37 protein-coding genes and 2 tRNA genes are annotated in these 24,324 nt (G+C 58.8%); 24 read left to right on the top strand and 15 right to left on the bottom strand.

Features of this window, described 5'->3' with window-relative positions; translation table 11 throughout:
• Positions 1-42 precede the first annotated feature (42 nt).
• Positions 43-1,755 (bottom strand): molybdopterin molybdotransferase MoeA, encoded by a 1,713-nt coding sequence (locus ACAM_RS01675; protein WP_148706329.1) that lies wholly within the window; start codon positions 1,753-1,755, stop codon positions 43-45.
• A gap of 93 nt (positions 1,756-1,848) precedes the next feature.
• Here ACAM_RS01675 and ACAM_RS01670 point away from each other — a divergent pair, with 93 nt between their 5' ends.
• From ACAM_RS01670 to ACAM_RS01595, 16 genes are all read left to right on the top strand, one after another.
• Entirely contained in the window at positions 1,849-2,373 is a 525-nt protein-coding gene (locus ACAM_RS01670; RefSeq protein ID WP_022541074.1) for a 50S ribosomal protein L16, read from the top strand.
• An 85-nt stretch (positions 2,374-2,458) separates the two neighbouring features.
• Positions 2,459-3,523, top strand: a complete 1,065-nt coding sequence (gene dph2 / locus ACAM_RS01665; protein ID WP_022541073.1) for a diphthamide biosynthesis enzyme Dph2 — start codon at positions 2,459-2,461, stop codon at positions 3,521-3,523.
• Between the two features lie 21 nt (positions 3,524-3,544).
• A complete protein-coding gene (locus ACAM_RS01660) occupies positions 3,545-4,204 on the top strand; it encodes an METTL5 family protein (RefSeq protein ID WP_022541072.1) in 660 nt (219 codons plus the stop codon).
• Positions 4,176-4,823, top strand: a complete 648-nt coding sequence (locus ACAM_RS01655; protein ID WP_082398184.1) for an exosome complex RNA-binding protein Csl4 — start codon at positions 4,176-4,178, stop codon at positions 4,821-4,823. The genes ACAM_RS01660 and ACAM_RS01655 overlap by 29 nt, the downstream gene beginning before the upstream one ends.
• A 32-nt stretch (positions 4,824-4,855) precedes the next feature.
• On the top strand, positions 4,856-5,494 hold the full coding sequence (locus ACAM_RS01650) for a DUF2067 family protein (protein ID WP_158318576.1): 639 nt from the start codon (positions 4,856-4,858) through the stop codon (positions 5,492-5,494).
• Positions 5,495-5,506: 12 nt separating this feature from the next.
• Positions 5,507-5,806: an RpoL/Rpb11 RNA polymerase subunit family protein gene (locus tag ACAM_RS01645; RefSeq protein WP_022541069.1), complete on the top strand. Its 300-nt coding sequence runs from the start codon at positions 5,507-5,509 to the stop codon at positions 5,804-5,806.
• On the top strand, positions 5,803-6,123 hold the full coding sequence (locus tag ACAM_RS01640; RefSeq protein WP_022541068.1) for a hypothetical protein: 321 nt from the start codon (positions 5,803-5,805) through the stop codon (positions 6,121-6,123). The genes ACAM_RS01645 and ACAM_RS01640 overlap by 4 nt, the downstream gene beginning before the upstream one ends.
• A 44-nt stretch (positions 6,124-6,167) precedes the next feature.
• Positions 6,168-6,524: a transcription factor S gene (locus tag ACAM_RS01635; protein ID WP_062661634.1), complete on the top strand. Its 357-nt coding sequence runs from the start codon at positions 6,168-6,170 to the stop codon at positions 6,522-6,524.
• The gene (locus tag ACAM_RS01630) at positions 6,506-6,745 is read left to right on the top strand and encodes a hypothetical protein (RefSeq protein ID WP_062661632.1); all 240 of its coding nucleotides are present in this window, start codon (positions 6,506-6,508) and stop codon (positions 6,743-6,745) included. The genes ACAM_RS01635 and ACAM_RS01630 overlap by 19 nt, the downstream gene beginning before the upstream one ends.
• 80 nt (positions 6,746-6,825) lie before the next feature.
• Complete coding sequence (locus ACAM_RS01625; RefSeq protein WP_022541065.1) at positions 6,826-7,575, top strand: DNA polymerase sliding clamp; 750 nt, start codon at positions 6,826-6,828, stop codon at positions 7,573-7,575.
• Entirely contained in the window at positions 7,553-8,614 is a 1,062-nt protein-coding gene (gene priS / locus ACAM_RS01620; RefSeq protein WP_148706327.1) for a DNA primase small subunit PriS, read from the top strand. The genes ACAM_RS01625 and priS overlap by 23 nt, the downstream gene beginning before the upstream one ends.
• Positions 8,580-9,059, top strand: a complete 480-nt coding sequence (locus ACAM_RS01615; RefSeq protein WP_022541063.1) for a hypothetical protein — start codon at positions 8,580-8,582, stop codon at positions 9,057-9,059. Before priS ends, ACAM_RS01615 begins: the two co-directional genes overlap by 35 nt.
• 28 nt (positions 9,060-9,087) lie before the next feature.
• Positions 9,088-9,375 carry a 50S ribosomal protein L44e gene (locus tag ACAM_RS01610; RefSeq protein WP_010865742.1) on the top strand — a complete coding sequence of 96 codons (288 nt, stop codon included), beginning with the start codon at positions 9,088-9,090 and terminating at the stop codon, positions 9,373-9,375.
• A 13-nt stretch (positions 9,376-9,388) separates the two neighbouring features.
• On the top strand, positions 9,389-9,610 hold the full coding sequence (locus ACAM_RS01605; protein ID WP_022541062.1) for a 30S ribosomal protein S27e: 222 nt from the start codon (positions 9,389-9,391) through the stop codon (positions 9,608-9,610).
• Between the two features lie 99 nt (positions 9,611-9,709).
• A complete protein-coding gene (locus ACAM_RS01600) occupies positions 9,710-10,543 on the top strand; it encodes a translation initiation factor IF-2 subunit alpha (protein ID WP_022541061.1) in 834 nt (277 codons plus the stop codon).
• A gap of 20 nt (positions 10,544-10,563) precedes the next feature.
• On the top strand, positions 10,564-10,740 hold the full coding sequence (locus ACAM_RS01595; protein ID WP_062661630.1) for an RNA-protein complex protein Nop10: 177 nt from the start codon (positions 10,564-10,566) through the stop codon (positions 10,738-10,740).
• Positions 10,741-10,813: 73 nt separating this feature from the next.
• Here the strand turns inward: ACAM_RS01595 and ACAM_RS01590 are convergent, their stop codons facing one another.
• From ACAM_RS01590 to ACAM_RS01580, 3 genes are read right to left on the bottom strand one after another with little or no spacing between them, the layout of a single operon-like run.
• A complete protein-coding gene (locus tag ACAM_RS01590; protein ID WP_022541060.1) occupies positions 10,814-11,338 on the bottom strand; it encodes a CDP-2,3-bis-(O-geranylgeranyl)-sn-glycerol synthase in 525 nt (174 codons plus the stop codon).
• Entirely contained in the window at positions 11,329-11,892 is a 564-nt protein-coding gene (locus ACAM_RS01585) for a DEAD/DEAH box helicase family protein (RefSeq protein ID WP_022541059.1), read from the bottom strand. Before ACAM_RS01585 ends, ACAM_RS01590 begins: the two co-directional genes overlap by 10 nt.
• A gap of 47 nt (positions 11,893-11,939) precedes the next feature.
• Positions 11,940-12,470, bottom strand: coding sequence for a hypothetical protein (locus ACAM_RS01580; protein WP_022541058.1), 531 nt, complete (start codon positions 12,468-12,470; stop codon positions 11,940-11,942).
• A gap of 152 nt (positions 12,471-12,622) precedes the next feature.
• Between ACAM_RS01580 and ACAM_RS01575 the strand changes: the two genes are divergently transcribed.
• A complete protein-coding gene (locus ACAM_RS01575) occupies positions 12,623-14,488 on the top strand; it encodes a serine protease (RefSeq protein WP_022541057.1) in 1,866 nt (621 codons plus the stop codon).
• On the opposite strand, the gene udg is transcribed toward ACAM_RS01575, so the two are convergent.
• The 4 genes from udg to ACAM_RS01555 are packed head-to-tail and all read right to left on the bottom strand — an operon-like array spanning position 14,426 to position 16,818.
• The gene (gene udg, locus ACAM_RS01570) at positions 14,426-15,124 is read right to left on the bottom strand and encodes a type-4 uracil-DNA glycosylase (protein ID WP_022541056.1); all 699 of its coding nucleotides are present in this window, start codon (positions 15,122-15,124) and stop codon (positions 14,426-14,428) included. The genes ACAM_RS01575 and udg overlap by 63 nt on opposite strands.
• Before the next feature lie 10 nt (positions 15,125-15,134).
• Positions 15,135-16,220 (bottom strand): glycosyltransferase family 2 protein, encoded by a 1,086-nt coding sequence (locus ACAM_RS01565; RefSeq protein ID WP_022541055.1) that lies wholly within the window; start codon positions 16,218-16,220, stop codon positions 15,135-15,137.
• Complete coding sequence (locus ACAM_RS01560) at positions 16,213-16,419, bottom strand: DUF5622 domain-containing protein (RefSeq protein ID WP_022541054.1); 207 nt, start codon at positions 16,417-16,419, stop codon at positions 16,213-16,215. Before ACAM_RS01560 ends, ACAM_RS01565 begins: the two co-directional genes overlap by 8 nt.
• A 48-nt stretch (positions 16,420-16,467) precedes the next feature.
• Positions 16,468-16,818, bottom strand: coding sequence for a hypothetical protein (locus ACAM_RS01555; protein ID WP_062661622.1), 351 nt, complete (start codon positions 16,816-16,818; stop codon positions 16,468-16,470).
• A gap of 77 nt (positions 16,819-16,895) precedes the next feature.
• Between ACAM_RS01555 and ACAM_RS01550 the strand changes: the two genes are divergently transcribed.
• The gene (locus ACAM_RS01550) at positions 16,896-17,636 is read left to right on the top strand and encodes a TatD family hydrolase (protein ID WP_022541052.1); all 741 of its coding nucleotides are present in this window, start codon (positions 16,896-16,898) and stop codon (positions 17,634-17,636) included.
• Here ACAM_RS01550 and ACAM_RS01545 read toward each other — a convergent pair.
• Genes ACAM_RS01545 through ACAM_RS01535 form a run of 3 tightly spaced genes read right to left on the bottom strand, consistent with a single transcriptional unit; the run spans position 17,622 to position 18,932 of the window.
• Positions 17,622-18,338, bottom strand: coding sequence for a diphthine--ammonia ligase (locus ACAM_RS01545; protein ID WP_022541051.1), 717 nt, complete (start codon positions 18,336-18,338; stop codon positions 17,622-17,624). The genes ACAM_RS01550 and ACAM_RS01545 overlap by 15 nt on opposite strands.
• The gene (locus tag ACAM_RS01540) at positions 18,314-18,652 is read right to left on the bottom strand and encodes a hypothetical protein (RefSeq protein ID WP_022541050.1); all 339 of its coding nucleotides are present in this window, start codon (positions 18,650-18,652) and stop codon (positions 18,314-18,316) included. Before ACAM_RS01540 ends, ACAM_RS01545 begins: the two co-directional genes overlap by 25 nt.
• Positions 18,653-18,698: 46 nt before the next feature.
• Positions 18,699-18,932, bottom strand: a complete 234-nt coding sequence (locus ACAM_RS01535) for a hypothetical protein (RefSeq protein ID WP_173391734.1) — start codon at positions 18,930-18,932, stop codon at positions 18,699-18,701.
• A 117-nt stretch (positions 18,933-19,049) separates the two neighbouring features.
• On the opposite strand from ACAM_RS01535, the gene ACAM_RS01530 reads away from it, so the two are divergent.
• The 4 genes from ACAM_RS01530 (at position 19,050) to ACAM_RS01515 (ending at position 20,496) form a co-directional block, all read left to right on the top strand.
• On the top strand, positions 19,050-19,835 hold the full coding sequence (locus ACAM_RS01530) for a hypothetical protein (protein WP_062661614.1): 786 nt from the start codon (positions 19,050-19,052) through the stop codon (positions 19,833-19,835).
• A 136-nt stretch (positions 19,836-19,971) separates the two neighbouring features.
• Complete coding sequence (locus ACAM_RS01525; protein WP_022541048.1) at positions 19,972-20,154, top strand: aCcr1 family cell cycle regulator; 183 nt, start codon at positions 19,972-19,974, stop codon at positions 20,152-20,154.
• 41 nt (positions 20,155-20,195) lie between these two features.
• Positions 20,196-20,323 (top strand) — tRNA-Met (locus ACAM_RS01520).
• A 78-nt stretch (positions 20,324-20,401) separates the two neighbouring features.
• A tRNA-Thr gene (locus tag ACAM_RS01515) sits at positions 20,402-20,496 on the top strand.
• A 168-nt stretch (positions 20,497-20,664) separates the two neighbouring features.
• Here ACAM_RS01515 and ACAM_RS01510 read toward each other — a convergent pair.
• From ACAM_RS01510 to ACAM_RS01495, 4 genes are all read right to left on the bottom strand, one after another.
• A complete protein-coding gene (locus ACAM_RS01510; protein ID WP_022541047.1) occupies positions 20,665-21,102 on the bottom strand; it encodes a TM1812 family CRISPR-associated protein in 438 nt (145 codons plus the stop codon).
• 17 nt (positions 21,103-21,119) lie between these two features.
• The gene (locus tag ACAM_RS01505; protein ID WP_022541046.1) at positions 21,120-21,857 is read right to left on the bottom strand and encodes a CRISPR-associated DxTHG motif protein; all 738 of its coding nucleotides are present in this window, start codon (positions 21,855-21,857) and stop codon (positions 21,120-21,122) included.
• On the bottom strand, positions 21,814-22,092 hold the full coding sequence (locus ACAM_RS08540) for a TM1812 family CRISPR-associated protein (RefSeq protein WP_148706325.1): 279 nt from the start codon (positions 22,090-22,092) through the stop codon (positions 21,814-21,816). Before ACAM_RS08540 ends, ACAM_RS01505 begins: the two co-directional genes overlap by 44 nt.
• 88 nt (positions 22,093-22,180) lie before the next feature.
• Positions 22,181-23,209, bottom strand: a complete 1,029-nt coding sequence (locus ACAM_RS01495) for an aminotransferase class V-fold PLP-dependent enzyme (RefSeq protein WP_022541045.1) — start codon at positions 23,207-23,209, stop codon at positions 22,181-22,183.
• A gap of 163 nt (positions 23,210-23,372) precedes the next feature.
• Here ACAM_RS01495 and ACAM_RS01490 point away from each other — a divergent pair, with 163 nt between their 5' ends.
• On the top strand, positions 23,373-23,681 hold the full coding sequence (locus tag ACAM_RS01490; protein WP_022541044.1) for a V-type ATP synthase subunit F: 309 nt from the start codon (positions 23,373-23,375) through the stop codon (positions 23,679-23,681).
• Positions 23,682-23,695: 14 nt separating this feature from the next.
• Positions 23,696-24,298: a V-type ATP synthase subunit E gene (locus ACAM_RS01485; RefSeq protein WP_022541043.1), complete on the top strand. Its 603-nt coding sequence runs from the start codon at positions 23,696-23,698 to the stop codon at positions 24,296-24,298.
• The last annotated feature ends 26 nt before the right edge of the window (positions 24,299-24,324 follow it).

Here is a 24,324-nt window from a genome sequence, read left to right as displayed (position 1 = left end):
CCGGACACAACTCCATACACTGGAATACTGTGTTTTTAATCCTCAAGCCCCGTCTCCACCCCTGGCCAGGTATATTCTAGCCTTTGTCTCCACCACTCTCTCCAGGCTGGGCGGTGCTAGACCCTCTAGGGTGGCTGCCCCACATGTGTAGCCGAGGGCTGCTAGCCTGGCCGAGGCTTGGACGTTGTCCACGTAGAGTATCTCGGCCCCCAGACTCGCTGCTGCTCTCGAGAGCCACTCGCTACCCTCCAGAACCCTGGGTGCTGCTATGAGGCTGTTTCTACACCTGTTGTTGACAGCGACAACTATGCTCCTCTCCACCTGCTCCAGAGCCTCATGGGGCCACCCGGCCTCCACCATCTCTCCAGCCGCCTCCTCGGTAACAGCAGCCTCAAGCCTAGGACACTGTGATAGAGCCTCCGCCACAGCTCTACCGTGGGGTGGCTTGGCTAGCGTCACCGTGTACCCCCTCCCTGCAAGGCCTCCCGTGTAGTCTATGGACAGCCTAGTCTTAACACCCCTGACTATCGTGACTGTAGCCTCCTCACCCGGCTCCAAAGACTTCCCCGGCTCCACGGTAACATACCCGTCTGCAGCTGCCCACGAGACGGTCATGTAGCTCTCTCTTGATACGGGCACAGCCAAGAGGCGGCCGCCGCAATATACTGCTGCAACCGGGATATAGGAGAGCCTCCTACCAGGCTTTACACCCGCGAGCAGAACGGCCTTCATCCTGGGCAGAACAGGGGTTACGGGGAGGCCTGCGGCTGCTAGGGTGGGTAGGAGGAAGAGGTCTATAGAGGACCCGGCGCTCCGGGGGTTCCCGGGGAGGCTGAAGACCGGTAGGCCGGAGGCTATGGAGAGCGTCGTCGGCCTGCCCGGCCTTATGGAGAGGCCCCTGACAACCACGTCCTCCGGCCCGGCGAGGGCGTAGTCTGAGAGTCCCACGCTGCTGCCTCCGCTCGTCACGAGTATATGGCAGCCCGAGGCTCTCGCGGCCTCCGCCAGTTTAGCCAGGGTATCGGGCCTGTCGGGGTGGATGCCGAGGTCGACAACCTCGACGCCGGCGGCCTCGAGCCTAGCGCGGGCCAGGATCCTGTTAGTCTCGCACACGCCACCACCTCTCCCACACTCCTCGAGGCTCTTCAGCTCGTCACCCACGCTGGCCACACACGCTCTAAGCCTTGAGCCAGCCTCTACCTCGTGGACCCCGGCGGATGCAAGCGACGCCACGGCCTCGGCTGTTACAGCCTCCCCCTCATCCAGCACCACACCACCCTCCAGGACGTCGCTACAGGGGTCTGCAACCCCTAGCCACCTCTTCGGCTCGGCCTCAAGCCTCACAACACCCTCGCCCGGCATGGTGAGGTCCTCTAGGGGTACAACGGCGTCGGCCCCGATGGGTAGTGGGGCTCCCGTATCTACCCACACACACCCTCCCACTGGGTCGGAGAGATCAACAGGCTCCATGCCGGGCCTCAGCCTACCCTCAACCTTGAGCACGTTGCCCCGGGAGACCCTGCTGCTATCCACGGCACACCCGTCTAGGTTGACCCTGGGGTACTGGGGGTGGCAGTCTCTCGCCAACACTCTCTCGGCCAGAGGACGACCGAGAGAGGCCGCCAGGCCGAGCTTCTCCCGCCTCTCCAGCAGGGCGCCGCGGATGGGCTCAAGCCTCTCAGCCGCCCTCGCTAACGCCTCGTCGATGGTGTAGAGACGGGTGAGTATCTTCCTCCTGTCCACGCCCTCCTCCATAACTTAGGGCCCGATAGAGATTTCTCGTTGGCCTGTGGAGGGGTTAAACGCTTATCAGCCCTGAGATGTATTGGGGGTTAAGCGGGTGTCAACATGCCCCTCAGGCCAGCTAGATGCTACACCCACTTCAGCGGCCCCCCATACACCAGGAGGGAGTATATACACGGGGTTCCACCGCCGAAGATAACAAGGTTCGAGATGGGTAACAGGGAGATGATGGAGAAGTGGGGGATTAAGGGCGAGCTGGTTATGCTGGAGGCTGGCCAGATAAGGCACAACGCCCTCGAGGCCGCTAGGATAGCCGTCAACAAGTACCTGGCTACAACGATTGGCGACAGGAACTTCTACTTCAGGATAAGAGTGTATCCCCACCACGTGATAAGGGAGAACAAGATGATGGCTTTCGCAGGGGCAGACAGGCTCCAGGATGGTATGAGACAGGCTTTCGGCAAGCCTGTGGGCACGGCTGCAAGGGTCTACCCTGGCACCGTGGTGCTCGAGGTCTGGGCTAGGGAAGGCGACGAGGATGGCGTGAGGGAGGCTCTCAGGAGGGGCGCCAGCAAGTTCCCGCTGCCCTCGAGAATAGTGATTAGGAAGCGTGGAGGAGAAGGCTCCTAACACACCCCAGCCTCCACGCGAACCCAGCCCTCCTCCAAACTTTACCCTCAGACCCCATACTATTCCTTGAGGGGAGTAGAGGGTCTTGTCTAAAGGCTTCTGCGCGCTGCTTAGAGACATACCATACATGGTGGACATAGACTCTGCTGTGGAGGCTGCTAGACGTCGGGGGGCTAGGAGGGTTGTACTGCAGCTGCCTGAGGGTATGCTGCAGTACGGTCTTTACATAGCGAAGTGTATGGAGGAGATGCTCGAGGGCGCCGCCAGCGTGTATCTCCACGCCGACCCCACCTACGGGGCCTGCGACCTCCACTACGGGGAGCTCGACACTACGGTTAAACCCGACCTCATAGTCCACGTAGGCCACTCACCATACCCTGCTGAGCTTGCCCACGAGGCTCTGGAGCCGCGGGGGAGGGTCGTCTACGTGAGGGCGCTGAGCAAGGCCGAGCTGCCTCTCGACGCGCTGAGAGAGGCCGCTTCGATACTGGCGGGCCGATACAGCGTTAGGAGGGTTGGCATAGCTACTACAGCACAGCATACGCACATAGCCAGGAAGGCTGCAGAGGTCCTCAGGGGCGAGGGCCTCGAGGTGGCCGTCCCCCCGGGGCTGAGGCCCTACTTCGGCGAGGCCCAGGTTCTTGGCTGCGACTATAGGCTGGCTAGGAGCGTGAGGGCCGAGGGCTTCATATACGTGGGGGGAGGCGTGTTCCACCCTCTGGGCCTCTACCTGGCAACCCTCAAGCCGGTGGTGCAGGTTGACCCCTACAGGGGGGCTAGCGAGGACCTCACCCTCCAGGGCGAGAAGCTGTATAGAAGCAGGCTGTACAAGGTGTCCCAGAGTATAGGCGCCCGCAGGTGGGGCGTGATAGTGGGGCTGAAGACCGGCCAGTACAGGCCATGGCTGGTGGAGAAGCTGGCCCGGGCTATAGAGTCTGCAGGTGGAGAGTACCTGTTGATCGCCTCTGAAGTCACCACGCTAAGCCAGCTGGTGGCCATAGACAACTCGTGGTTCGAAGCCTTCACAGTGACCAGCTGCCCCCGGCTGCCGACAGACGACTTCTGGAGCTACGAGAAGCCCGTTCTAACTCCGGGAGAGGCAATTATGGCTCTTGAAGGCAGGCTAGAGCCATACAGGTTCCCATGGTAGACCCGCCGGGGGCCTCTGGCTGTGAACACCGGGGCGGAGGCCGGCGGGTATCCCCCCGTTGGCAGGGCTAAGGTAGCCCTGGAGACGGCAGTAACCCCCATCCCCAGCCCCCGCAGGGAGCTGGAGCAGTATACCACGCCGGCTGACATCGCGGTTAGGATAGCTGTAGATGCCCTTCTACGGGGCCTCTTAGAAGGTGCTAGGGCTGCGGACCTCGCCGCTGGCACCTGCAGGCTTGGCCTAGCCCTCCTACTATACGGCGCCTTCTCCGTCGCCGCTGTGGAGGCCGACGAGAGGCTGGGCCGCCTCTGTCTCGAGGCGGCGGAGAGGCTTGGACTCGGGGGGAGGCTGTTCTTCGTCGCCTCCAGAGTGTCCCGCCGCGGGGGCCCGCTGTGCGTGGGGTGCGTTGACATCGTAGTCACTAACCCGCCGTTCGGGGTGTGGAGGAGGGGTGCAGACTGGGAGGTCCTCGAGCACGCCCTCCTCCTGAAGCCGAAGGCCGTCTACGCCATAGTGAAGTCGGGAAACCTTAGGTACCACGGGTTGAGGGCTGCGAGGCTCGGCTACTCCACTTTATTAATCTCAAAAGAGCAATTCCCCATACCGGCCAGCATGCCTGGACATAGAAGCAGGGTTAGAAGGGTGTCCGTGGATGTCATACTCTTCAGCAGGGTTGGTTGAGAAGGGCAGGGTTATGCCTGGCGATGTGCTGGCGACGATCGAGGAGTTCCTGCCGGGCGAGGGGGTCTACGTCGACGGGGAGAGGGGCCTTATAAGGGCCGCCGCCCCCGGGGTCGCATACCTTGACATGTCCAGGAGGGTGGCCTACGTCAAACCCCATAAGAAACCCCAGACCCCTGGCCTCGGTTCAGAGGTGGCGGCTCTGGTGACGGGCGTCAGGGGGGACCTGGTGGTGGCCGAGGTCTACGGCGTCGTACGCCTCTCCCCCAAGCCCTCGTGGCTCTACGAGCTCCCATCCCCCTACTCGGCAGCCATCCCCATATCGCAGATAGCGGACGAGTATATCAAGAATATTGAGGACTACTACCGCGTGAGCGACTGGATACTGGCCAAGATAGTGTCGCGCACACCCCCCTTCACACTCAGCACTGTTGAGCCGAAGTACGGCGTGGTATACGCTATGTGCAGCCGCTGCGGCGCCGTCATGGAGTTCCAGAGCGAAAGGAGTATGAAATGCCCCAGATGCGGGAACGTCGAGAAGAGGAAGGTTTCTATACACGCTAGGAGCAGGCTCCTGAGAATAAGGCTCGTCAGAAACCTTGTTGTATACAGGAGGTAAAGGGCCATACCCCAAGGGGCATCGGCGGGGTGTTGCTGCCGTTGAGAGGCCGCCGCAGGAGGGTTGTGGCCGTCAACCTGAGGCTGCTTGATATAGACGATTACGAGAGGTTTCTGGAGCGGCTCTCCAGGGCGATAAAGGTCGACTACTCGTCGTGGAGGAGGGAGGGGGATAAGCTGCTCATAGAGATGGTGGGCGGAGAGTCTAGCATAAGGGAGTCTATAGTAAGGCTGAAGACACTGCTTAGGGAGTACCGTCGGGGGGCGAGTAGCGGGGGTCTAGTGGCCTATAGCCTCCGCAGGGTGTCGAGGGAAGCAGGCCTGGCGGTGCCGCCCGACCTCCTCTCCACAGTGCTCTCTGCCATGGGTTACCGTGCTGAGGCTAGGGGTGGTGAGGGGGTGCTGGCGACAGACGCCCCATGGGGTCTCGTACTGGAGGTTGCAAGGGAGGTGGGTGAGAGGCTTAGGGAGGTGGCCGCCCAGCCGCTGGCAACGTCTAGCAGGAAGCTGGTGGTGGCTGCCTCTATACTCGCCGGCTCCACCCTCGACGACGCGGTTAGGGCGGCTGTTGAGGCGGGGCTTCTGGAGGAGGATGAGAAGGGGAGGCTGCTGGTCAGGGGGAGCTGGAGGGAGTCTCTTAAAAACCTTCTCAAGGCTCTCCAGGAGAGGTAGGGGGTGCTGCGTTTGGAGCGTGTAAGGATTATCAGGGAGTCCCGCGGCTCGTACGTGATACAGGTTTACGGAGAGGACCATACCCTCGGCACACTTCTGGTAGAGGCTATAAAGAAGGTGTCGAACCCCGAGCTCGCCTACTACGAGACAGTCCACCCCATGGAGGATATAATACAGGTTTACGTTAAGTACGATGACGACGTGGATATAAAGGAGGTTCTACGAAAGGCCTCGGAATACCTCCTTGAGACTATAGAGGACTTCAGGAAACGCTATCTAGAGGCTCTCGAGTCGGGAGGAGGCCGGGGTTGAAGCCTGAGGCGAGGGTACTCGCCTCAGCATGCGCCCGGGAAGCGTGCTTCGCCTACATAGTAAGGGGGCGTGGGGTAGACGGCGCCGTCTCGAGCCTCAGCGGATGCAGCAGCCTCTGCCAGAGGGCCTGGGATAGGGGGTATATGGGCGAGCTTAGATACGGCTGCGGCAGCTGCAGCTGCGGCCTCCCAAGCCCCCCCTCCAGGGGGCAGGGGGCTTGGGAGGCCTACAGCAGGCTTGCCGCCGCTATAGCTGCGGGGATGCTTGAGATCCTGGAGGGGCTCGGCGGGGCGGGAGGCCCCTTTTATCACCGCTAGAGCCCATAATACTGGGATCAAGCTAGTGGGGGTGCCAAGTGGGGTTGTCAGGGAGGATAAGATTCTGTCCCAGATGCGGCTCCATCATGTATCCCAGGAGAGAGGGGGCTAGATATCTACTAGTGTGCAAATCGTGCGGCTACAGCGAGGAAGGCTCGAGCGAGGACCAGCAGGCTTATAGGATGCGGGTGACAGTCGAGAAGGGGCCGAGGGATAAGATTGTGGTTATAGATGACGAGACTCCTATGGGGGCTCAGGTTCTGAAGGGGAGTGTGAGCTGCCCCAAGTGCGGCCACGACGAGGTGTACTTCTGGATGATGCAGACTAGGAGCGCCGACGAGCCCATGACCAGGTTCTACCGGTGCAAGAGGTGCAGGTATACTTGGAGGGAGTACGCGTAGATGGAGCCAAATGTATGCACGAGGAGATAGTGGAGAGGGCGCTCTACAGGATTGTCGAGGACCTCGCTGAAGCCCTCGACAGAACCCCGCCGACAGTGTCGTCGAGAGCCCTGGTAGAGGGGGCCCTCAAGCTAGCCCTGGGAGCCTATAACAGCGCCCGGGCGCTGAGGGAAGAGTGCCGGAGGGGGCGCCGTGGTGGTTATGGGAGGGTGGAAGCTTGAAGCCGGCTTATAGGGTTTGCCTCACGTCCTCCCCCTTATAATCCGCGGCACCAGCTTTAGCTCTATGGGGTGGCGGTTGTTTGGCCGACGCTAGGTTCTACTTCAGCGACGCCAGGACGTGGAGGTACATGGTGGCTTCTATAGAGAAGATTATTGAGGAGGGGGTATTCGTCGCGACTAGCGAGGGCCTCTCCCTAAGGGCTCTAGACACAAGCCACGTCGCCATGGTCGACCTCTTCTACCCTAGCACGGCTTTCATCGAGTACGAGATAGGCGGCGACTCCATAGAGTTTGGCGTGTCCTTCGATCTACTCTCCAAGGTGCTGAGGAGGGCCAGGAAGGAGGACGAGCTGGTTCTCGAGGTTGAGGGCAGCAGGCTGGCTGTTAAGCTCAAGAGCAGGGGTGAGAGGACGTTCAGGATACCCCAAGTCGTCATGACGTACGAGAAGCTCCCGGAGCCAAAGGTCTCGTTCACAGTCAGGGCTAGAATGCTCGGCTCGACATTCAGGGAGGCGATAAGGGATTTAGAGCCTCACAGCGAGACCCTCACGCTGAGGTCTCTCGAGGAGGCACTGCTCCTAGTGGGTAGGAGTGAGATGGCTGCTGTGGAGATAGAACTCTCCCCCTCCCGCGGCTCGCTCCTTGACTATGAGGCTGAGTCCCAGGATAAGGCGAGTTATAGCATAGAGTATTTCAGCGAGATGCTGAGCGCTGCACAGGCTGCCGACGCCGTGGTGGTGAGCTTTTCCGAGGACGCTCCGGTAAGGGTTGACATGGAGTATCTTGGCGGGGGTAGGCTGACGTTCTATGTATCCCCGAAGATCGAGTAGGAGGGAGGTCGTGGTAGAGGCCCGGGGGGGCGTCGAGCCTAGGAGGCTGTTCAGAGCCTACTACTCGCTCGAGCCTCCGCTGGAGGAGCCTAGGGATATAGCCTACAGGGAGTTCGCCTTCCAGCTTTTCGAGGGCGACGCTTACGTCCGCCACCTGGGCTTCGATAGTGTGGGGGAGCTCCTCTCCTACATGGCCAGGGAGGCCCCGAAGAACGCCTACTACTCTGTAGCTAGGTACAGCCTCCCGACAGCGAGGAGTATGGAGGAGAAGGGGTGGCTCGGCAGCGAGCTTATGTTCGACATAGACGTTGACATCCTTGAGGGGTGTGGCGAGGGTATAGGGGACGAATGCCTCCACAAAGGCTACAGGCAGGCTTCAAGGCTGGTGGAGATACTCTACAGGGATTTCGGGGTAGCCTCCACCCTCTACTTCACCGGAAACAGGGGCTTCCACGTTCTTGCGGACTGCGAGTGGTGCAGAGCCCTGGGTAGGGGGGAGAGGAGGGAGGTTGCGAGATACTTCACGCTGGAGGGCCTTAAGCTAGAGCTTGTAATACCGCGGCCCGGCAGGAGGGGCGTAAAGCCGGCTCCCCCATCGCCCGATGACCCCGGGCTGAGGGGGTGGATAGCCAGGGCCGCTATCGAGAGGGGGCTGGACCCCTCTGAAATTGTCGATGCCGCGGAGGAGATTCTAGATGACGTCAGGATTGCTATCGACGTGAAGGTTACTCAGGATATCTCGAGGCTTGCGAGGATAGTGGGGAGCCTAAACGGAAAGGCAGGCCTTTTCGTAGCTAGACTTGGGCTGGAGGGCTTCCACCCCGGAGACTGGCTCTCGCCCTTCAGGGGGGAGGTCGAGTTCAGGTCTGAGGGTAGGCTTGAGGAGGCGAGGATAATGGGTAGCACCGTGTCTCTGGAGCCCAGGAGAGTCTACAGCATGCCGGCCCATATAGCGGTGCTGCTGCAACTGAGGGGGTATGGTGCCATAGTGGGGGGTGAGATTGTTGTCAGAGCGGGTTCCGGCCGGGGGCCCTTATAAGGCCGTCTCCGGCTCCCACGAGGTTCTCGGCAGCGAGTCCCTCCGGGAGGCGAGGGAGGCGCTGGCCAACTACTGCTCAGCCAGCAGGGACTACTGCAGCGCCTACCTCGAGAGGCTCCTAAGGCTATCCCGCGGGATAGCGCTGAAGAGGCTGGTGGACCTCTACGGCGACTCCGGCTATAAGGGTGTTGACAAGCCTGTTCTAGAGGTGCTCGGGAGCCTCGTGGAGTTCTACGCCTCCTACATCTCAGGCCTCCTCCCCCTCCACGGCGAGGAGGTTCTGGTCAGGTCTGAGGCTACTATAATGGAGGGTGGCGTGAGGCTTCTCAAGGGGGAGGTGACAGCGGCTAGCCCCGGGCTGGCGGCTAGGCTATATGTTGCTGGGCTGGCTAGCCTCGTGGAGAGCAACGCTAAAACCCTACGCTTAAAACCCTCTAACCCCTGAGACTACCAGAGAGGGGTGTGGAGCTGGATTGAAGTTCCCAAAGAGGATAAGGACGTACTGCCCCAGGTGTAACACGCATACCGAGCACAGGGTAGCCCAGTACAGGGCTGGCAAGAGAAGGGCCATGGCCCTGGGCGAGAGGAGGTACAGGAGGAAGCAGGAGGGTTACGGCAGCCAGAGGAGGCCGGAGCAGAAAAGGTTCGCGAAGGTGACTAAGAAGCAGGTCCTGGTTATAACATGCACAGTCTGCGGGAGGAAGAGGCCTTTCCTGGGAATAAGGCTGAAGAGGCTCGAACTCGTTGATGTAGTCAGATAGGGGGTGTCACGGGATGGCGTTTGCACCACCCCTACCTATAAAGAGGAGGAGGGTTCTCATACCCAGGCCTCGGAGCAGGTTCCTCCTCGTCACCTGTCCTAAGTGTGGCAACAGGCAGGTGGTCTTCAGCCACTCCACCTTCAGAGCCCGCTGCCTCAACTGCGGCGAGGTCCTCGTGGAGCCGACGGGCGGTAAGGCTAAGATACTAGGCAAGATAGAGAGGATATACGGCTAGCCGCACCAGCCTCCGGGAGCCCTCCTCAGGCGCCCTGGCCCCCCCCGCCTATTTATCACTCCTCCCCCGGAATACTCTTCCCGGGGGTGCTAGGCAGGCTTGAGCGAAGGCGGTGCTGCTGAGGTTAAGCTCCTAAAGCCCAGGAAGCCTCTCCCAGACGTTGGGGAGATTGTGGTCGGAACTGTTCAGGAGGTCCACGATTATGGGGCCTACCTCATTCTAGACGAGTACGGCGGTGTAAGGGCGTTCCTGCCCTGGAGCGAGATAGCTAGCAGGGCTGTGAGGAACATACACGCCGTCCTCAAGCCCCGCCAGAAGGTTGTAGTCAAGGTGATCAGGGTTTACAGGAACAGGGGTCAGGTCGATGTTAGCCTGAAGAGGGTTATGGATAGTGAGAAGAAGAGGAAGATGATGTTCTACAAGAGGTACCTCAAGGCGGCGACCCTTGTCGAGCTTATTGCGGATAAGCTTGGGAAGAGCGTTGACGAGGCTTACAGGGAGGTCCTGTGGAGGCTGGAGGACACTTATGGCGACCCCATGAAGGGTCTGGAGGCCGCGGTCCTCCAGGGTAGGGAGGCATTGGAGAAGGCTGGTGTTCCGGAGGAGTGGATAGAACCGCTGCTTGAGGCGGCGAAGACCCATGTGAGGGTTAAGACGGTCAAGATAACCTTCTACCTCACCCTCAGGAGCATGGCTGGGGACGGTGTGGAGAGGGTGAGGAAGGTCCTCGAGGCGGCCAAGTCGGAGATCGAGAGCTTCAAGGACTCCAAGGTTGTTGCTAGGATATACGCTGTAGGAGCCCCCAAGTACAGGGTGGAGCTGCAGGGTTACAACTACAAGACTCTCGAGAAGGCTCTGGAGAGGATGGTGGAGGCCGCCAGGAAGACGGCTTCTAAGCTGGGCGTCGAGTTCTCCTTCGAGAGGGAGGACTAGGCGGTTGGCGGGGAAGCGGGTTGCAGTGGCTACTCAGGAAGTGTAGGAAGTGCGGTAGGTATACTCTACGTAGGGACGCTTGCCCTGTTTGTGGAGGGCCTGTAGCTGTACCCCATCCACCGAGATTCTCGCCTGACAATAGGTTTATAAAGTATAGGTATGAGCTCCAGAAGAAGCTGGGCCTCATACCCCCCTAGAGCACCCGCTAGCCGTCCGAACACTAGGACATAGGTTTTAGATTCTACCCCGCCTGGGTCTCCCTCGGGGGCGTTACCAAGGCACCTTCTTGAGCCCCAGGAGGTATGCAGCGGCGTTCGCGGCTATATGTAGCAGCAGCACGGCCACAGCAGCCTCAACAGCCACTATAGGAGACCATGTGTAGCCGAGGGCTATGGAGGCGGTGAGGGCGCCGATGTAGAAGTCTAGCTGGTCCAGCAGGGGGGCTGGCCCCCCCCTATCTATGCCGAGCCTCCTTTTCACGAAGGAGCCAGCAATGTCGCCGGTGAGGGCGCCGATGGCTATGATGGGGGAGTGGAGGGCCAGTAGCGTGTTCCCGGTAGTGAGGGCGCTGGCTAGGCCCACTGCGCTTCCCGCTGCGAATCCTGCTAGGAATCCCTCTACCGTTTTTCCATCCCCTAGGAGCCTCTTACCGTCTGGGAGTATAATGCCCATGTCAATAGGTATCCTGCCCCCGGCCACTACCGGTGTGGCGTTGGCTATCATCGCTGGCAGCATGAGTATAAGTGCTTCCACTATGTTGTCGACCACCATGTCCACGGCAAGCTCTAGAGCCACTCAACACCCCCTCTAGCCGAGCGTCTCAGGTAGAATATTTTTCTGTAGGGCTTTTGGAGCTCTAGGGCGAACCCTCCCCCCAGCCTGTAAACCCTGCCTATGAAGTGGAAGTACGGCTCGAGTATGCTGTACCCCGGGGTAGACTCATCGCCATCCCTTGCTGAGGCAACTCCAGTTGCAACACCACCGGACGAACGCACGGCTGAGGCTGCCATAGCGAGCATGGACGCCGACTCCATGGATGGCTCGAGCCTGTATAGCTCGTTAATAGTATCTACTATAAGAAAGCTGCACAAGCCCAGGGATGCGGATAGCAGGTTGGACGCCAGCCCGGCTATATCCAGGACCTCACGGTAGATAACCCCCTCCACTACAGCCCTAGGCTTGTTCGGTGGCGTGTAGAAGTGGCACACGCTGAGGCCCTTCTCCACAGCCTTAGACCCCATGTAGAGGGCTATGAGGCTCTTGCCACTACCTGGCGGGCCGTAGAGAAGGAGGGAAAGCCTTTGCTCAACGACGCTGCTCAAAACCCAGGGAACCCTGCCGCTATTCACGCTGGCGCACCAAAATAAGGCCCCCCGGGTTTGCCCCCCGGGGCTGTTTAGAATCCTAGCCCGCTGAAGGGCTCTCTCCTCCTGGCTCCTCTCAGCTGCTTTATGGTCTTTAGGTGCTCGTCGACCTTCCAGTCCTCCAGCGATGCTATGTTCCTAAGCTCCTCATAGTGCTTCTCGAGTACTTCGATAACACCCTTTGGTGCACCGTGCTTCTCCAGAGCCTCTTTACCGTCGTTGGTTGTCTGAAGCCTCCTGTTCCTCCTGGGGTTGACCTCCACGAAGCCTACGTAGGCTAGCGCTATGAGGTCGTTCTTAAACTCGGGGCTGTATGGGACGCCCGCGACGATCTTGAAATCGTAGCCGAGCTGCGCTCCCCTCTGCTGGAGCTCATAGGCCACTATCTGCAGCGTCCTCTCGTGTATGGGTCCGAGCCTGTCTATAAGGTAGAGGAGCGCCATCTGCCTCGGGTTCTTAACAACCTTATCCCGGGTCACCACCTCAACGCTTATTATCTTCAGGTCCTTGCTCTTCTCGCCGCCCTCGCCCTCCTTCTTCGACTCCCTTCTCTTACGGGCCACTCTGCTCCTCACCTCAACTATAAGGGTTTGTGAGCCCCTAGGTAATATTATTAATCCGAGGCCAGTCCCATAACTAACTGTAGGATATAGACCAGCTCTGCTGGCTATATCGGCAGTGTGCTTGGAGGCTTTGAGATACGCTGGGGTGTGCTATGCTGAGGGTCGCAGCATTATCTAGGGCGGCCGTGCTGGCCTGGGCATGGCTAGTGCTCTCCCTTCTACTGGCTTCCACCGCCGCACCGGCGGCTGTAGCCTCGGACGGCGTTAGAACTATCCATTACATGCTACCCGCGGTTGAAGGCGAGAATGACACTCAGGGGAGGCTTATCGAGGCTACGCTGGAGCTTAGGGCATCTCCGGGAGGCGGTTTCAGGGTGGTCGCTGGTGGCGAGGTTGACGCCACCACCGAGCTGAGCATGAAGATGGCCGTCCTAAACGCACTACTCCTCGCTGGAGTGTCCTGGAGGAGCGTGGAGGTATCGATAGAGATAAGAAGCCAGGGCCCTGTGGCGGGGCCTAGCGGAAGTCTTGCAACAGCCATAGCCGCTGTGATGGCGGCCGCTGGCTACAACGAGACATCTATCCACAGAAGCTATGGCTACGTGGTGACGGGGGCTATAACCCCTGGCGGGCTTGCAGCAAAGGTTGGGGGCATTCCAGCAAAGTGTGCCGCAGCCAACAGGGATGGCTACACTCTGGTCGTACCGCTTTCCAATAAGGGTGATGCACCGCAGGGCTGCAGCTATGTTGCAGTCGCCGGCGTGCTCGACGCCCTAAGCCTCATGGGCTGGCCCCGGCCTGCTGTCAGCTACCGGGGCGACCTGCCCAGTGCTTTCAACGAGTCTATGCTCAGCATAGCCGAGTCTATGAGGAGCAACGCCCTGAAGGCTCTTGAGGATGCCCGGGGACGCGTCCCGGAGGGCGACTTCTCCAGGGAGAGCGAGACCATCAGGGGGCTCATAGAGAGGAGTGTCGAGGCGGAGGAGTCGTCGCCCTACGCCGCAGCCAGCCTCGCCTTCACAGCGCTAACCCGGGCCTACACCCTCAGCTACCTTGCCGAGATCCAGGAGGGCCTGAACCCTGGCGATGCGATTGGAGAGCTGGAGGCCGAGCTGGCGGCTCTCAAGGCTAGGCTAGACGGTATGGAGAAGGAGGGCAGCATGCTCTACATAGAGATGCTCGCGGTGGCATACACACGCCTAGCTGACGCGGAGGCGTCGATAGAATCGCTCAAGACAGCGACGCCTGAAGAACCCTCGAGCACCGCCTCTCAGCTGGGCTATATAAAGGCTAGGCTGGAGAGCGTGGAGGGCTGGCTTAGGACTGCTGAAGCTGTTAGGGATGTTGGCAGGGAGATCAGCAGGGAGGACCTCAGGGTTGTATACCAGTTTTTCAGGGGGTATGGCTACACGTCGGCCGACTACGGCAGGAGCCTCGTAGAATACATGATAAAAGCTTACAACCTACCGGAGGCCAGGTTCGCACCCTACCTGGCAGCGCTGTCGAAGCTAGTCTCGGAGGCGAAGGCGTACGAGGGGGAGGGCAACTATGTGGCGGCCATAGGATTCCTCAGGGACGCCGTGAGCATGACACTCCAGGTTATCTCAGCCGCCCCCGAGGAGCCGCCCCCACCCGAGGACCTGGATCTATACCGCAGCGAGATGGAGGCTATAATCTCCGTGCTCCTAGCCCGGGCCTCATCCCTGGGCTTCCAGAGCGGCCTGACCGAGGCCTACATACAGTACGCTGAGATACTGGCAAGGGATGATCCCCAGCTCGCTATATCTATGATGGAGGAGGCCACAGCCTCGGCTATACTCTGGAGCATAGCTGCCGAGGCTATGGAGTCGCAGCTAGAAGCAGCAGTCCAGGAGACATCTGGAGGCCAAGAGGCCGCGGCTTCGCGTATCGAGGCGGGCGCCCTCGTAGCCCTGTCTCTTGCCGCTGCGAGCCTCCTATTCACCCTGGGAGTCTACATCACCGCCCGCTCCTTCGCCAGGTCCTCCAGGATCTGGTGAGAGCCACCTGTCAAGCCCACCCCCGATTCTCCCCCTCCCGCCGCCCCTGGATAGGGCCTCGCCCACAATCCTCCTTATTACATCTGAGAAGTCTTTCTCAAGCTCACCCCTTAAACCAGGATTGTAGAGGGCAGCTGCAGGGTGGTAGGTCACAGCTATAGACACCTCCACACCCCCGATTCTCCCCCTCCAGGCCCTCCCCCGGGCCTTGGCCAGGCCAGGCCACCTCAAGCTGGCCAGCCTGAATATAGTCCTGCCAGCGTGCCTTCCAACAGCTATCACAAGCTTCGGCCTGATTAGGCTGATCTGCTCTACAAGATACGGGAGGCAGGCTTCAATTTCCTCCTCTCTAGGGTCCCTGTTGCCTGGGGGCCTACACTTGACCACATTCGTGATATAAACCTCGCTCCTAGAGAGGCCAGCAAGCTCCAGCAGGCTGTCCAGAAGCTTCCCAGCAGGGCCGACGAAAGGGCGGCCGAGCTTGTCCTCCATCCTCCCCGGGGCCTCGCCCACCACCATGACACCAGCTTCCTCAGGACCCTCGCCAGGGACTGCGTGAGTCCTGGTAGCGTGGAGGGGGCACCTGGTGCACCTTCTGACCTCCTCCTCGAGTATCCTGAGCCTGCTCCCAGCCACGGCTCGACACCTACTTCCAGATATACCTTGAGGCTAGGGTGAAGTTCACTATAAAACCAGCCCCTATCCCGAGCGCCTGGGATAGTAGGGGGTGGAGGCCTGCGATGCTGTAGAGTAGCGTGGATACGGCGACTCCAATAGCTATGCCGGCGGCGCTGGTGGCGTGGTATTTGGCTAGCCTCCTCGGGAAGCTGTGGCTTCTCCAGAGGCTCCTGTTTCTGAACGTCACCTTATCGTGCAGCAGCGCGTTGTGTATGAGCCCGGCCTCGAAACCCAGCAGGCTACTCAGCAAATGTATCCCTGTCGCTGTGAAGGCCAGCGTATAGACGACAAGGTTGACCAGGGAGCCTAGGGCGCCGACGGCCATGAAGCGAGGCATGCTAGAGAGCTGGAGGACCTGGAGTAGGTAGTCGAGAATTGTTGAGGGGCCGAGCTTGCTGCTGCCCCGACGCCTACCGCGGAAAGTGAAGGGGACGTCAACAACTCTAGCGTAGGGGTTAGTATATATTATCTCCAGGAGTATCTTGAAGCCCCTGCCACTGACGATGTCTGGCTTGACTCTCCCGAGGTTCAACGCGAAGAAGCCGGAGACAGGGTCGCTCGTCTTCCTGGACTCGGGTATGAGGAGCCAAGCCAGCAGCACGGCGCCCCTGCTTATGATCCTGCGAAACACGCTCCACCCCTCCACCCCGCCGCCTGGAGCGTAGCGTGAGGCCACAGCCACTTCGGCTCCGCCCCCGGCAACCTTCTCGACAAGCAGGGGCACCGTCTCAGGGGGATGCTGTAGGTCCGCGTCCATCACAACAGCAATCCTACTCCTAGCTCTGCGAAGCCCTTCCAGCACCGCCCTGGAGAGCCCCTTCTCTCCCCTCCTAACTATAAGCCTAACCCTAGGGTCAGCGCGTGAAAGGCGCTCCACCTCCTCTATTGTCCCGTCTGTGGAGGAGTCGTCGACAAAAACTATTTCGAAGCAATCGAGGCCAGCCCCCTCCAGGCTTCTCCTCAGCCCCTCGTAGAGGGGGCGTATGTTGTCCCTCTCGTTGAGGGTAGGTACTATAATGGAGACTTCCGGTTCTCCACAGGGGGTTTTAGACAAGATAGAGGGCCCTCCTAGCCTCCTCCGGCAGGTCCTCCTCCTCGAGGACTTGGAAGGTTATGGGCGCCTCCCTCCTCTTCGGCCCGACAACGAGGTACTTCTCAGGACTATCCTGGGGCCTGTTCTTGAACACCCTGACCTTCACATACCAGCCGTCTCCCCTCTTGACGTACACGTACTTGCCGTGCTTTCCGCCCATGCCGTCGAGCACCCCAGGGTGAATCGGGTTCGGAGACGAGGCTTTATATTAAACGCGCCCACGCCTCACTCGCAGCCAGAGCCTGAGGACCTCGAAGGTGGCCACGAACCACAGCAGAGTTGCCACTGAGACCTCGGCCACCCACCAGAGACCCTCCTCCCCGGGGACAACGGCCAGGAGCCTCCACTGGATGAAGCCAAGGCTCCCCAGCATGAAAGGGTAGAGCCCCCACACCCTCCCTCCCGCTACAGCGACGGCACCCCCCAACCAGAGGGCCGATATAGCCAGGGGGAGTAGAGTAACACCGCCTGCCGCCAGGTAGGACTCTATATTTAGGTAGACTGACAGACTGGCCACAAGGGCTAGACTGAGAATAGCCCCCCTTCCAGCCACCCTCAACACAGATTCCCACACACTCTGTACCAGCCAGCCGTTAAACCCGTCCTACCCTAACACTCATGCCCGGGGGAGGCATGTTGAGGGTCTACGATATGCACGTCCACCTACACGAGTTTAGCTTGGGGGAGGTTGAGGAGATTCTCGAGGCTGATAAGAGTCTTGTGGTTGTTGCTGTTTCTGACGATCTCGAGTCGGCGTGGAGGACGCTGGACCTGTGGCACGCGTTCGGGAGGAGGGTTGTCCCCTGCATGGGCTTCCACCCCTGGAACGTTAGGGAGGGTAGGGTGTGGGAGGCCTGGGAGGTCCTGAGGCTGGCTTACAGGTATGGGGCCCCCTGTCTGGGGGAGGTGGGGCTTGACAGGAGGTTTGTTGACGAGTATACGTGGAGGGTGCAGAACGAGGTTTTCGACGCGTTCGTTCGCCTAGCCGAGGAGATGGGTGTTATGCTTAACATACACGCCCCCGACGCGTGGAAGCAAGTTGCCCACAGGATAGGCTGGACCAGCACGGCTAGGTTCATGTACCACTGGTACACCGGGCCAGCAACCCTGCCCCGAGCCCTCCCGGAGGGTAGGGTTTGGTTCTCTATAAACTCGGCCATAAGGGTGCAGGAGAAGAGTCTGAGGCTGGCTAGGGAGGTACCCCTCGAGTCTCTGGTTGTGGAGAGCGACGGCCCCTACAACTATAGGGGGCTCAGGCTCAACCCTCTCATGGTAAGGGAGACTGTCAAGATCGTTGCTGAGGCTAGGGGCGAGAACCCCCAGCTGGTGATGGAGACTGTGGCCCTCAACTCGGAGAGGCTCCTAGGGAGGCTCTAGCTCGACCCTAGCCTCCCCGCATAGGCGCATGTCATACACTACCAGCTCGTAAACCTCTCCAGGCAGGCTCGCCACCTTCCCCCTCACACATATACCCCTCCTGTAGTGGGGTGCGGAGAGCACTAGAGTCTCTGCCTCGCCCCCCTCAAAAGCCGGGTTGAAGCCGTACTTCCTAGAGAGGGCTATAACCTCCCTGGCTAGGTCCTCGTCGAAAACCCTCCCCACATGCCTCGGCCCCAGCCCCATGGTAGCAGCCCTTGATATTATGAACTTGAACCCCTCCCTGACAAGGTTTAGGAGGTGATTCTCCGGGTCTACGCCCCAGAGGGGGGCGTAGACCCTGGCCCCCACGTGGCCGGCCAGGGCCTTGGCCCTCTCCAGCTGGTACCTGCTGGCTATCCCCCCGAGGACGATGGTGTCGAACTCCGCCTCACCTTTCAGCCTGGCCAGAACAGGCTTCAGCTCCTCCACCTCCCTCTCCCTAACACCACTAACTTCCGCCTCCCTGTAGACGTGGGAGAGGCCCATAGCCTCTGCCTGGAGCCTCGGTGCCTCCAGGGCTGCAGTGTGGAACATCCAGCTATCCCTTCTCCTGGGCTTCACGGCGAGGATGCAGACTACCTCGTCACCTCTCATCATCGAGAGGTAGAGGGCGTAGTTGCTGTCCTTACCACCGCTCAGGAGCGCGCAGACCCTAGCCATCTCTTGAAACCCTCTTCACACAGCTCAGCAGCTGCCCTCGCGTCACCAGAGGCGGGGTCTCGGTCCACGCTCGTGGAGAGCCTGAGGCTTATAACCTCCAGGCTGGCCGGGGTTATGAGGAAGAGGGCCTCACACCCCTCATCCAGTGGCAGCCTCCAAACCTCCTTACCGCCAACGCCCGCCACCCTCTCCAAACCCCGCGGCGCCTCATCCCGCCACTCCATGTAGAAGTCTATGCTGTAGAACCTCCTACCACCCTCCTCGACAATAACAACCCTCCTATAAGGCTCTATCCACTCCTCCCTAATAATCAACCTATAAAACACCCTGGATCGGAGGGTGGGGCCTTGGCGGGTGAGTTTAGACCTGTGTCGTGGTTACAGGGGATATAACAACCAGCTCGGAGCCGCAGAAGGGGCAGCGATACTTCAGGCTTCTGGCATCAGCCCTGCAGAAATAGGCTCCATAGTCTTTGGCGCACCTTGGGCAGGCGTACACTAGCGTTATGCTCCTCCCCCCCGGCGGCTGCCCGGTTATGTCTAGGTATGTGCCGCACACCCTACACCTAACTCGGGTCCACCCCTCATGCCCCATAGCGTTGGTGCCTCTGTCAAGGCCTAGGGTCACTTTCTAACACCCACACTACCGAACGGGGCCAGCAGGCTTTAAATCCACCGGGCGTCCCAGGGGTTGGATGGGTGTCCGAGTGTTATGAAGCTGGTGGCTTTCAAGCCGTTGTTCACGGTTTTCGCAGTCCTCGCCCTCCTCTCCGCGGTGGGCGGAGCTGCCGTCTACTATATGCACTACGGCGTGTTGAAGAGCCTTGCAGCCTCCACGCCGAGCCTCGGCGATATACTTGACCGGGTTGACAAGCTCGAGTATGAGGTCAGGGTTGGGAGTGAAGTCTACAGGGTGGTTGTAGATAACAGCCCGGGCTCCAGGAGCGGGGTGGCGGAGCTTTATAAGGAGGGGGAGCTCCAGTACAAGATTAGCTATGAGTACGGCGAGAACGCCCTCACCTCGATGACGATGGTAGACCCCGACTCAGGCCAGGAGACGCCCCTGGATGTCCTCAGGTGGGAGGAGGCCTTCCTGACAGGCTTCTCCTTCACCCAGGGGAGCCAGGGCGAGATCATAGGCGTCGACGTCTTCCCCGGGATAGCCCCCCTCTATCTACACTACTATATAAGCGGGGCCCTAGGGGTAGACTGGGGCCAGTTCATAGCTCAGGGCCAGGCCTCGTCTCTCGTTAGAGTAAACGTTAGCTTCCAGAAGGTGGACACCCCTGAGGGTGCGAAAAGGGGGCTTCAGGTGGTATTACTACCCCAGGCCGCAGGACTGAGCCAAAACCCCTGGGCCCAGGCACCCCTCAGCATGGAGCTGGCCAGAATAGACGGCCTCATAGCCGCATCGAAAATAAGGTATGACCTAGCAATACCTGGTCAGGAGGAAGGGGGTATAGAGGTAACCCTGACACTCCTACAGACAACAGGCTAAACCCCCCGGGAAGCCTGTAAAAATACTTGCGGTCATCCACGAGATATGAACGCAGACCCCCCTCCCTATAGACCCATGTTTCACAACAGCATATCACAAAACAGACTACAGAGAAACGCAAACACGGGGAGACTCGATGGCAGCCATGGAGATAATAGTCACCTACGCCCCCAGGAGGAGAGAGAGGAGAATCAAGGTAGTAACATTCAAGATAGAAGCAGACCTCCTCGAGGAGATAGACCGCCACGCAGAGAGGAAGGGGCTAACGAGGAGCGAGTTCATACGGGAAGCCATATTAAAACAGCTAGACCAGACTTAACACACATAACCACTCACCACAGAAACACCCATATACAGGGCGCCGCCGTAGCTCAGCCTGGCAGAGCGCCGGACTCATACGGCCCGGCTACAATCACTCTCCAGGCCGAAGTCGCCTGGGGGCCTGGGAGATCCGGAGGTCCCGGGTTCGAATCCCGGCGGCGGCACCAACCCCAAGCACTCCCAGGCCCCCAACAAGCCCCAAACCCTTTAAACCCCAAGAATAAAGCAAACAAAACCAGGGGAGAGCCGCCGTAGCTCAGCAGGCAGACCCCTGCGCGGGGCCTAAAGCGCCGGCCTTGTAAGCCGGTGGTCGCGGGTTCGAATCCCGCCGGCGGCTCCATAAACAAACTTTTGTTTGATTGTATTCGGTCTAGGCTGGAAGTTGAAGAAATATTAATGCTGTGTGCCGCAAGCCCCTTTTCATCCAGATAATTTTTCCGTTAATTGTTAATTTTTAGTCTATTTAATTTAATATGAAGTATGTCAGCCGCTATTTTCTTAGATATTTTCATATTTTTTCGGCTTGAGGGCAATATCTTAGGTAAAGTGTACCGTCTCTTTCTACGAGTTGTGTTACGTTCTTCTCTAGCCCGGCGTGCGCGTAGAAGTTTCTCTTGTTTATACCTGTCTCGCGGCATTCCTTATCGGGCCATTTTCTATAGACTTGTAGTTGACATACTACATTAGGCTTTTTCTTGAGACACCCGTCCCTTATGTTTGATAGCTCTTCGTCGGCCAGCATTTTGTTAGGGCTGGATAGCCTGGTGTTTATCTCCTCTAGTTTTTGTAACGCAAGTCCTTCCTGATTATCGATTTCTTGTTTTACCGCGTTTACAACGTGTTGGGCTATGGCTGCTGAGGCGATCAGCGCCTTGGCCGGCTGTAGCTTCAATGTACTTCTCCACTCTACAAGGAGTTCTCTCCCTCTACCCTCCACGTTTACCATGTTGTCTATAGCATCCTCTATGATATTAAGATATTAAGTAATCCTAGTGATGATAAGTAGGGCTCTTCTCCAGCTTTAGCGAAGCTACGGCTGTAGTAGTATGCCGCCAGAGGGGCTGATGAGAGGTATATACCCACACTCTCAAGAGTTCTAGAGTAGAGCTTCCTGGCGGATGCGAGGGTTTCTTCCAAACTGCTAGGAAGTCTATTGCCAGCTGAGGGTTTTATAAGCTCCAGTTTTCGGCTACCAAGGTCCACTATAGCACTAAGTAGAGTTGTCCACGCCGTTCTTAGGCTCATAGACTGCTCGCCAACCTTGTATATGGCGAGCCTGGGGATGTTGTTAGGTCTGGGCGAAGGATAGGGCTCGCTATTGTAAACATGAAGCGTCATATCAACTCCTTTTGCCATGGCGTGGCATGTGGCAGTGAATGGGCCTATGTCTCTCAAGAGTGTTGTCAAATAGTTGAGACCGTGGGTAAGGTCTAAATGAACATCTATACTTTCGTCTTCTATGCTGTCTAAGTGTTTGAGAATATAATAAAGTATGAAGAAGCCTGCCTGGTCGAAAGGCGTGCCAGTGGCGGGAATGTTAAGACGTAGCCAATAGTCAACGCCGTACCAGCCTATGTTGGGTACCACCTCAACGTCAGCATGTTCCAAGTTCTCGCACTCCCTAAGCCACGACTCTACTACTTTACTTGACAGTTGTTTAAACTCGCTGTATTTTTTTGGAAACTTTAGCCCGCTGTACATAGTTGCTAATAACACCTTGCGGAGTGCAACCCTTTCCTGAGGCGGCTATTATTGAGTCAGGAGCAATTATAACGACCTTATCCGGGTTGATGCAGTCCCATATAGCTCTAGTGGAGGATCTGCTCTTTATCTCATGTACTTTATTGTCAATAGCCTGAGAACTGCATGAAACTCTGTATACGGCCTGGCCCCATTGAAACATGTTACCCCAAACTGCTATCAATATGGAGGCCATAAATTAAGCTCCCACACTTAATAGTAGCCTTTCCCATTTATTATAATAAAATCAGGGTTAGGATGGGAAACACGACTTGTTAGTCGGGCTAGCTTTTATCCAAGGCTAGATACTTTACGTAGGTTTTCGGTCTTGTGCTCGGCATCATTACTATTCTCACCCCGTTGTACCGGGGGCACCTGTAGACTCGTACTCCCAAGGCTTCAAGTCTTTCGAGGACCTCCCCCATCCTGGGGTGTGTTGCGCAGGCAACTGGCAGGTCGGGAGTTACTGGTGTCTTGTAGCCGAGTCTTTCGAGGGCTTCCAGTGTCTTCCTGAGCCTCCTCATTAGGATGCTGGCGAGCCTGGGGAAGCCGGGGTTTCTCTCGAGGTTTTCAACCCTCCTCCACGCCGCCACTATGGGGCCTCCCGGCCTGGTGCCTAGGACTCCGAACTGCCTGCCGCTGGGTATGTAGGGTGACTCAAACCAGAGGTTGTCTAGTATCCGCTGGTTGGAGGCTAATATAACACCAGCAGGAGGGGGTGCCTCGGGTATCTTGTGGGCGTCGACCACTAGGGTATGAATAGGTGGGTCGAGGGAGAACCTGGCCTTGCCTGTTAGGAACCTAGCTATGTAGCCGCCGTAGGCGGCGTCCACGTGTACAGCGGCGCCCGCGCTTCTAGCGATGCGAGCTATCTCCCCCACAGGGTCCACCAGCCCTTCCTGGGTGGTGCCGACGGTGGCCACGATTACCGTCTCTGGAGTCGCCTTCTTCTCGAGGAGTTCGAGACTGGGCCTACCGCTCTCTGTCGGGAGAAGTTCTAGATCCATCGAAAGCATCCTGGCAGACTTGTGTATGCTGTAGTGTGATGTGTCGAACGTTAAAACCCTCCTATACCCCTCCTCCCGCAGGCTGTAGAGGGCTAGCAGGTTGCCCTCACTAGCCCCAGAGGTTATCCAGCCGGGCTTCTCAACCCCAAGGACAGCCCTTGAAGTCGCCTTCACAAGACCGTCTATAGCCCTCTCCACAACAGGGTCCGCCCCAGGGTCGCCCGCGTTCCTGTGTGCATGTATAGCCGCCAGCAGCCTGTATCTCCAGGGAGGCCTAGGCACCATACCCCCCAGAACAGTGGCCACCCCCGCTCACCCTCCGGCCAGGGAGGGGGTGTGGAGCAGTTATACACTGGGGAATGGCGGGTACACGCCCCCGGGTTATTCCCGGGTGTGGATAAAAGTGTTGGGGGTAAAGAAGTCCCATGGGTTTCAGCGCTGGTGCTGGAGAGGGTTTGGGTGTTGGACGGTGGCTGAGGCGGGTGGTAAGCTTCTCGCTATAGTCGATAGGGAGACTGCCCCGCTGTTTATGGGTGTGGGCGCTAGTGTGGTGGAGGTTGCCGGGGGGGATGAGGTCCTCAGGGCTCTTCGTAAGGGCGTGGCTGAGGGTGGGGCTAGGATCGTCCTGGTCCTTAAGCACCTCGTGGAGGATGAGGAGCTGTTGCGGAGGGAGGCTGACAGGCTCGGCGCAACCCTACTTGTAATACCGTCTATGGGGGAGAAGGCGGAGCCCATAGACGTTAAGAAGCTAATAGCCCGTGCCCTCGGCTTCGGATAGGGGGTGCACGCTGGTTGGCCAGGATTCAGGGTGATCCTAGGAGGTTTGCTGAGACTGTTCTCGAGAAGCCGTTTGAGGATGCCTTGGCTAGGGTAGAGGAGGCTCGTGAGGCGGGTTTGAAGCTTGTTGAGGAGGCTTACAAGTCTGCCCTTTCGGCCGCGAGGAAGAGGCTAGAGGCGAGGGTTGAGGAGGCTCGTGAGAGGCTACACGGGCTCAAGTCTAAGGCCGACCTTGAGGTTAGAACCGAGGCTGAGAGGGTTAAGGACGAGCTGGTGTCGAGGCTCATGCAAGAGGCTTTGGCCGAGTTCAGGAGGAGGAAGGCTGGTATGGAGAGTTACAGGCGGTATGTTGAGAGGGTGTTGGAGAGCGCTGGAAAGGAGTCTGGAGGCTCTATAGCTAAGGTGCTATGTGCTCCGGAGGATAAGGAGCTTGTGGAAGAAATCCTGGGGAGGCTGGGGCTGGGGGGAGCTGTGGTTGAGACGCTCGAGGGTATATACGGAGGCGTCATAGTCGAGCTTGAGGACGGCGCGAGGCTGGACTATACTGTTAATAATATTATCGCTGCAGAGGAGCCTAGGCTAAGGAGGTCAGTGAAGAGGGCTCTATTCGAAACTTAAAGCCGGCCTGACGCTTCTAGCTTGGG

The sequence above is a fragment of the Aeropyrum camini SY1 = JCM 12091 genome (genome assembly GCF_000591035.1).
GTDB lineage: Archaea > Thermoproteota > Thermoprotei_A > Sulfolobales > Acidilobaceae > Aeropyrum > Aeropyrum camini.
The sequence above is the reverse complement of the archived record's forward strand: the minus strand, read 5'-3'. Positions and strand labels throughout refer to the sequence as shown.

What these genes read in the sequence shown, in the direction of transcription:
- ACAM_RS01675 (WP_148706329.1), bottom strand. Translation starts at nt 1,755, where the DNA reads ATGGAGGAGGGCGTGGACAGGAGGAAGATACTCACCCGTCTCTACACC.
- ACAM_RS01670 (WP_022541074.1), top strand. Translation starts at nt 1,849, where the DNA reads ATGCCCCTCAGGCCAGCTAGATGCTACACCCACTTCAGCGGCCCCCCA.
- ACAM_RS01655 (WP_082398184.1), top strand. Translation starts at nt 4,176, where the DNA reads ATGTCATACTCTTCAGCAGGGTTGGTTGAGAAGGGCAGGGTTATGCCT.
- priS (WP_148706327.1), top strand. Translation starts at nt 7,553, where the DNA reads ATGTATCCCCGAAGATCGAGTAGGAGGGAGGTCGTGGTAGAGGCCCGG.
- ACAM_RS01605 (WP_022541062.1), top strand. Translation starts at nt 9,389, where the DNA reads ATGGCGTTTGCACCACCCCTACCTATAAAGAGGAGGAGGGTTCTCATA.
- ACAM_RS01575 (WP_022541057.1), top strand. Translation starts at nt 12,623, where the DNA reads ATGCTGAGGGTCGCAGCATTATCTAGGGCGGCCGTGCTGGCCTGGGCA.
- ACAM_RS01560 (WP_022541054.1), bottom strand. Translation starts at nt 16,419, where the DNA reads ATGGGCGGAAAGCACGGCAAGTACGTGTACGTCAAGAGGGGAGACGGC.
- ACAM_RS01545 (WP_022541051.1), bottom strand. Translation starts at nt 18,338, where the DNA reads ATGGCTAGGGTCTGCGCGCTCCTGAGCGGTGGTAAGGACAGCAACTAC.
- ACAM_RS01535 (WP_173391734.1), bottom strand. Translation starts at nt 18,932, where the DNA reads ATGGGGCATGAGGGGTGGACCCGAGTTAGGTGTAGGGTGTGCGGCACA.
- ACAM_RS01530 (WP_062661614.1), top strand. Translation starts at nt 19,050, where the DNA reads ATGAAGCTGGTGGCTTTCAAGCCGTTGTTCACGGTTTTCGCAGTCCTC.
- ACAM_RS01525 (WP_022541048.1), top strand. Translation starts at nt 19,972, where the DNA reads ATGGCAGCCATGGAGATAATAGTCACCTACGCCCCCAGGAGGAGAGAG.
- ACAM_RS01510 (WP_022541047.1), bottom strand. Translation starts at nt 21,102, where the DNA reads ATGGTAAACGTGGAGGGTAGAGGGAGAGAACTCCTTGTAGAGTGGAGA.
- ACAM_RS01505 (WP_022541046.1), bottom strand. Translation starts at nt 21,857, where the DNA reads ATGTACAGCGGGCTAAAGTTTCCAAAAAAATACAGCGAGTTTAAACAA.
- ACAM_RS08540 (WP_148706325.1), bottom strand. Translation starts at nt 22,092, where the DNA reads ATGGCCTCCATATTGATAGCAGTTTGGGGTAACATGTTTCAATGGGGC.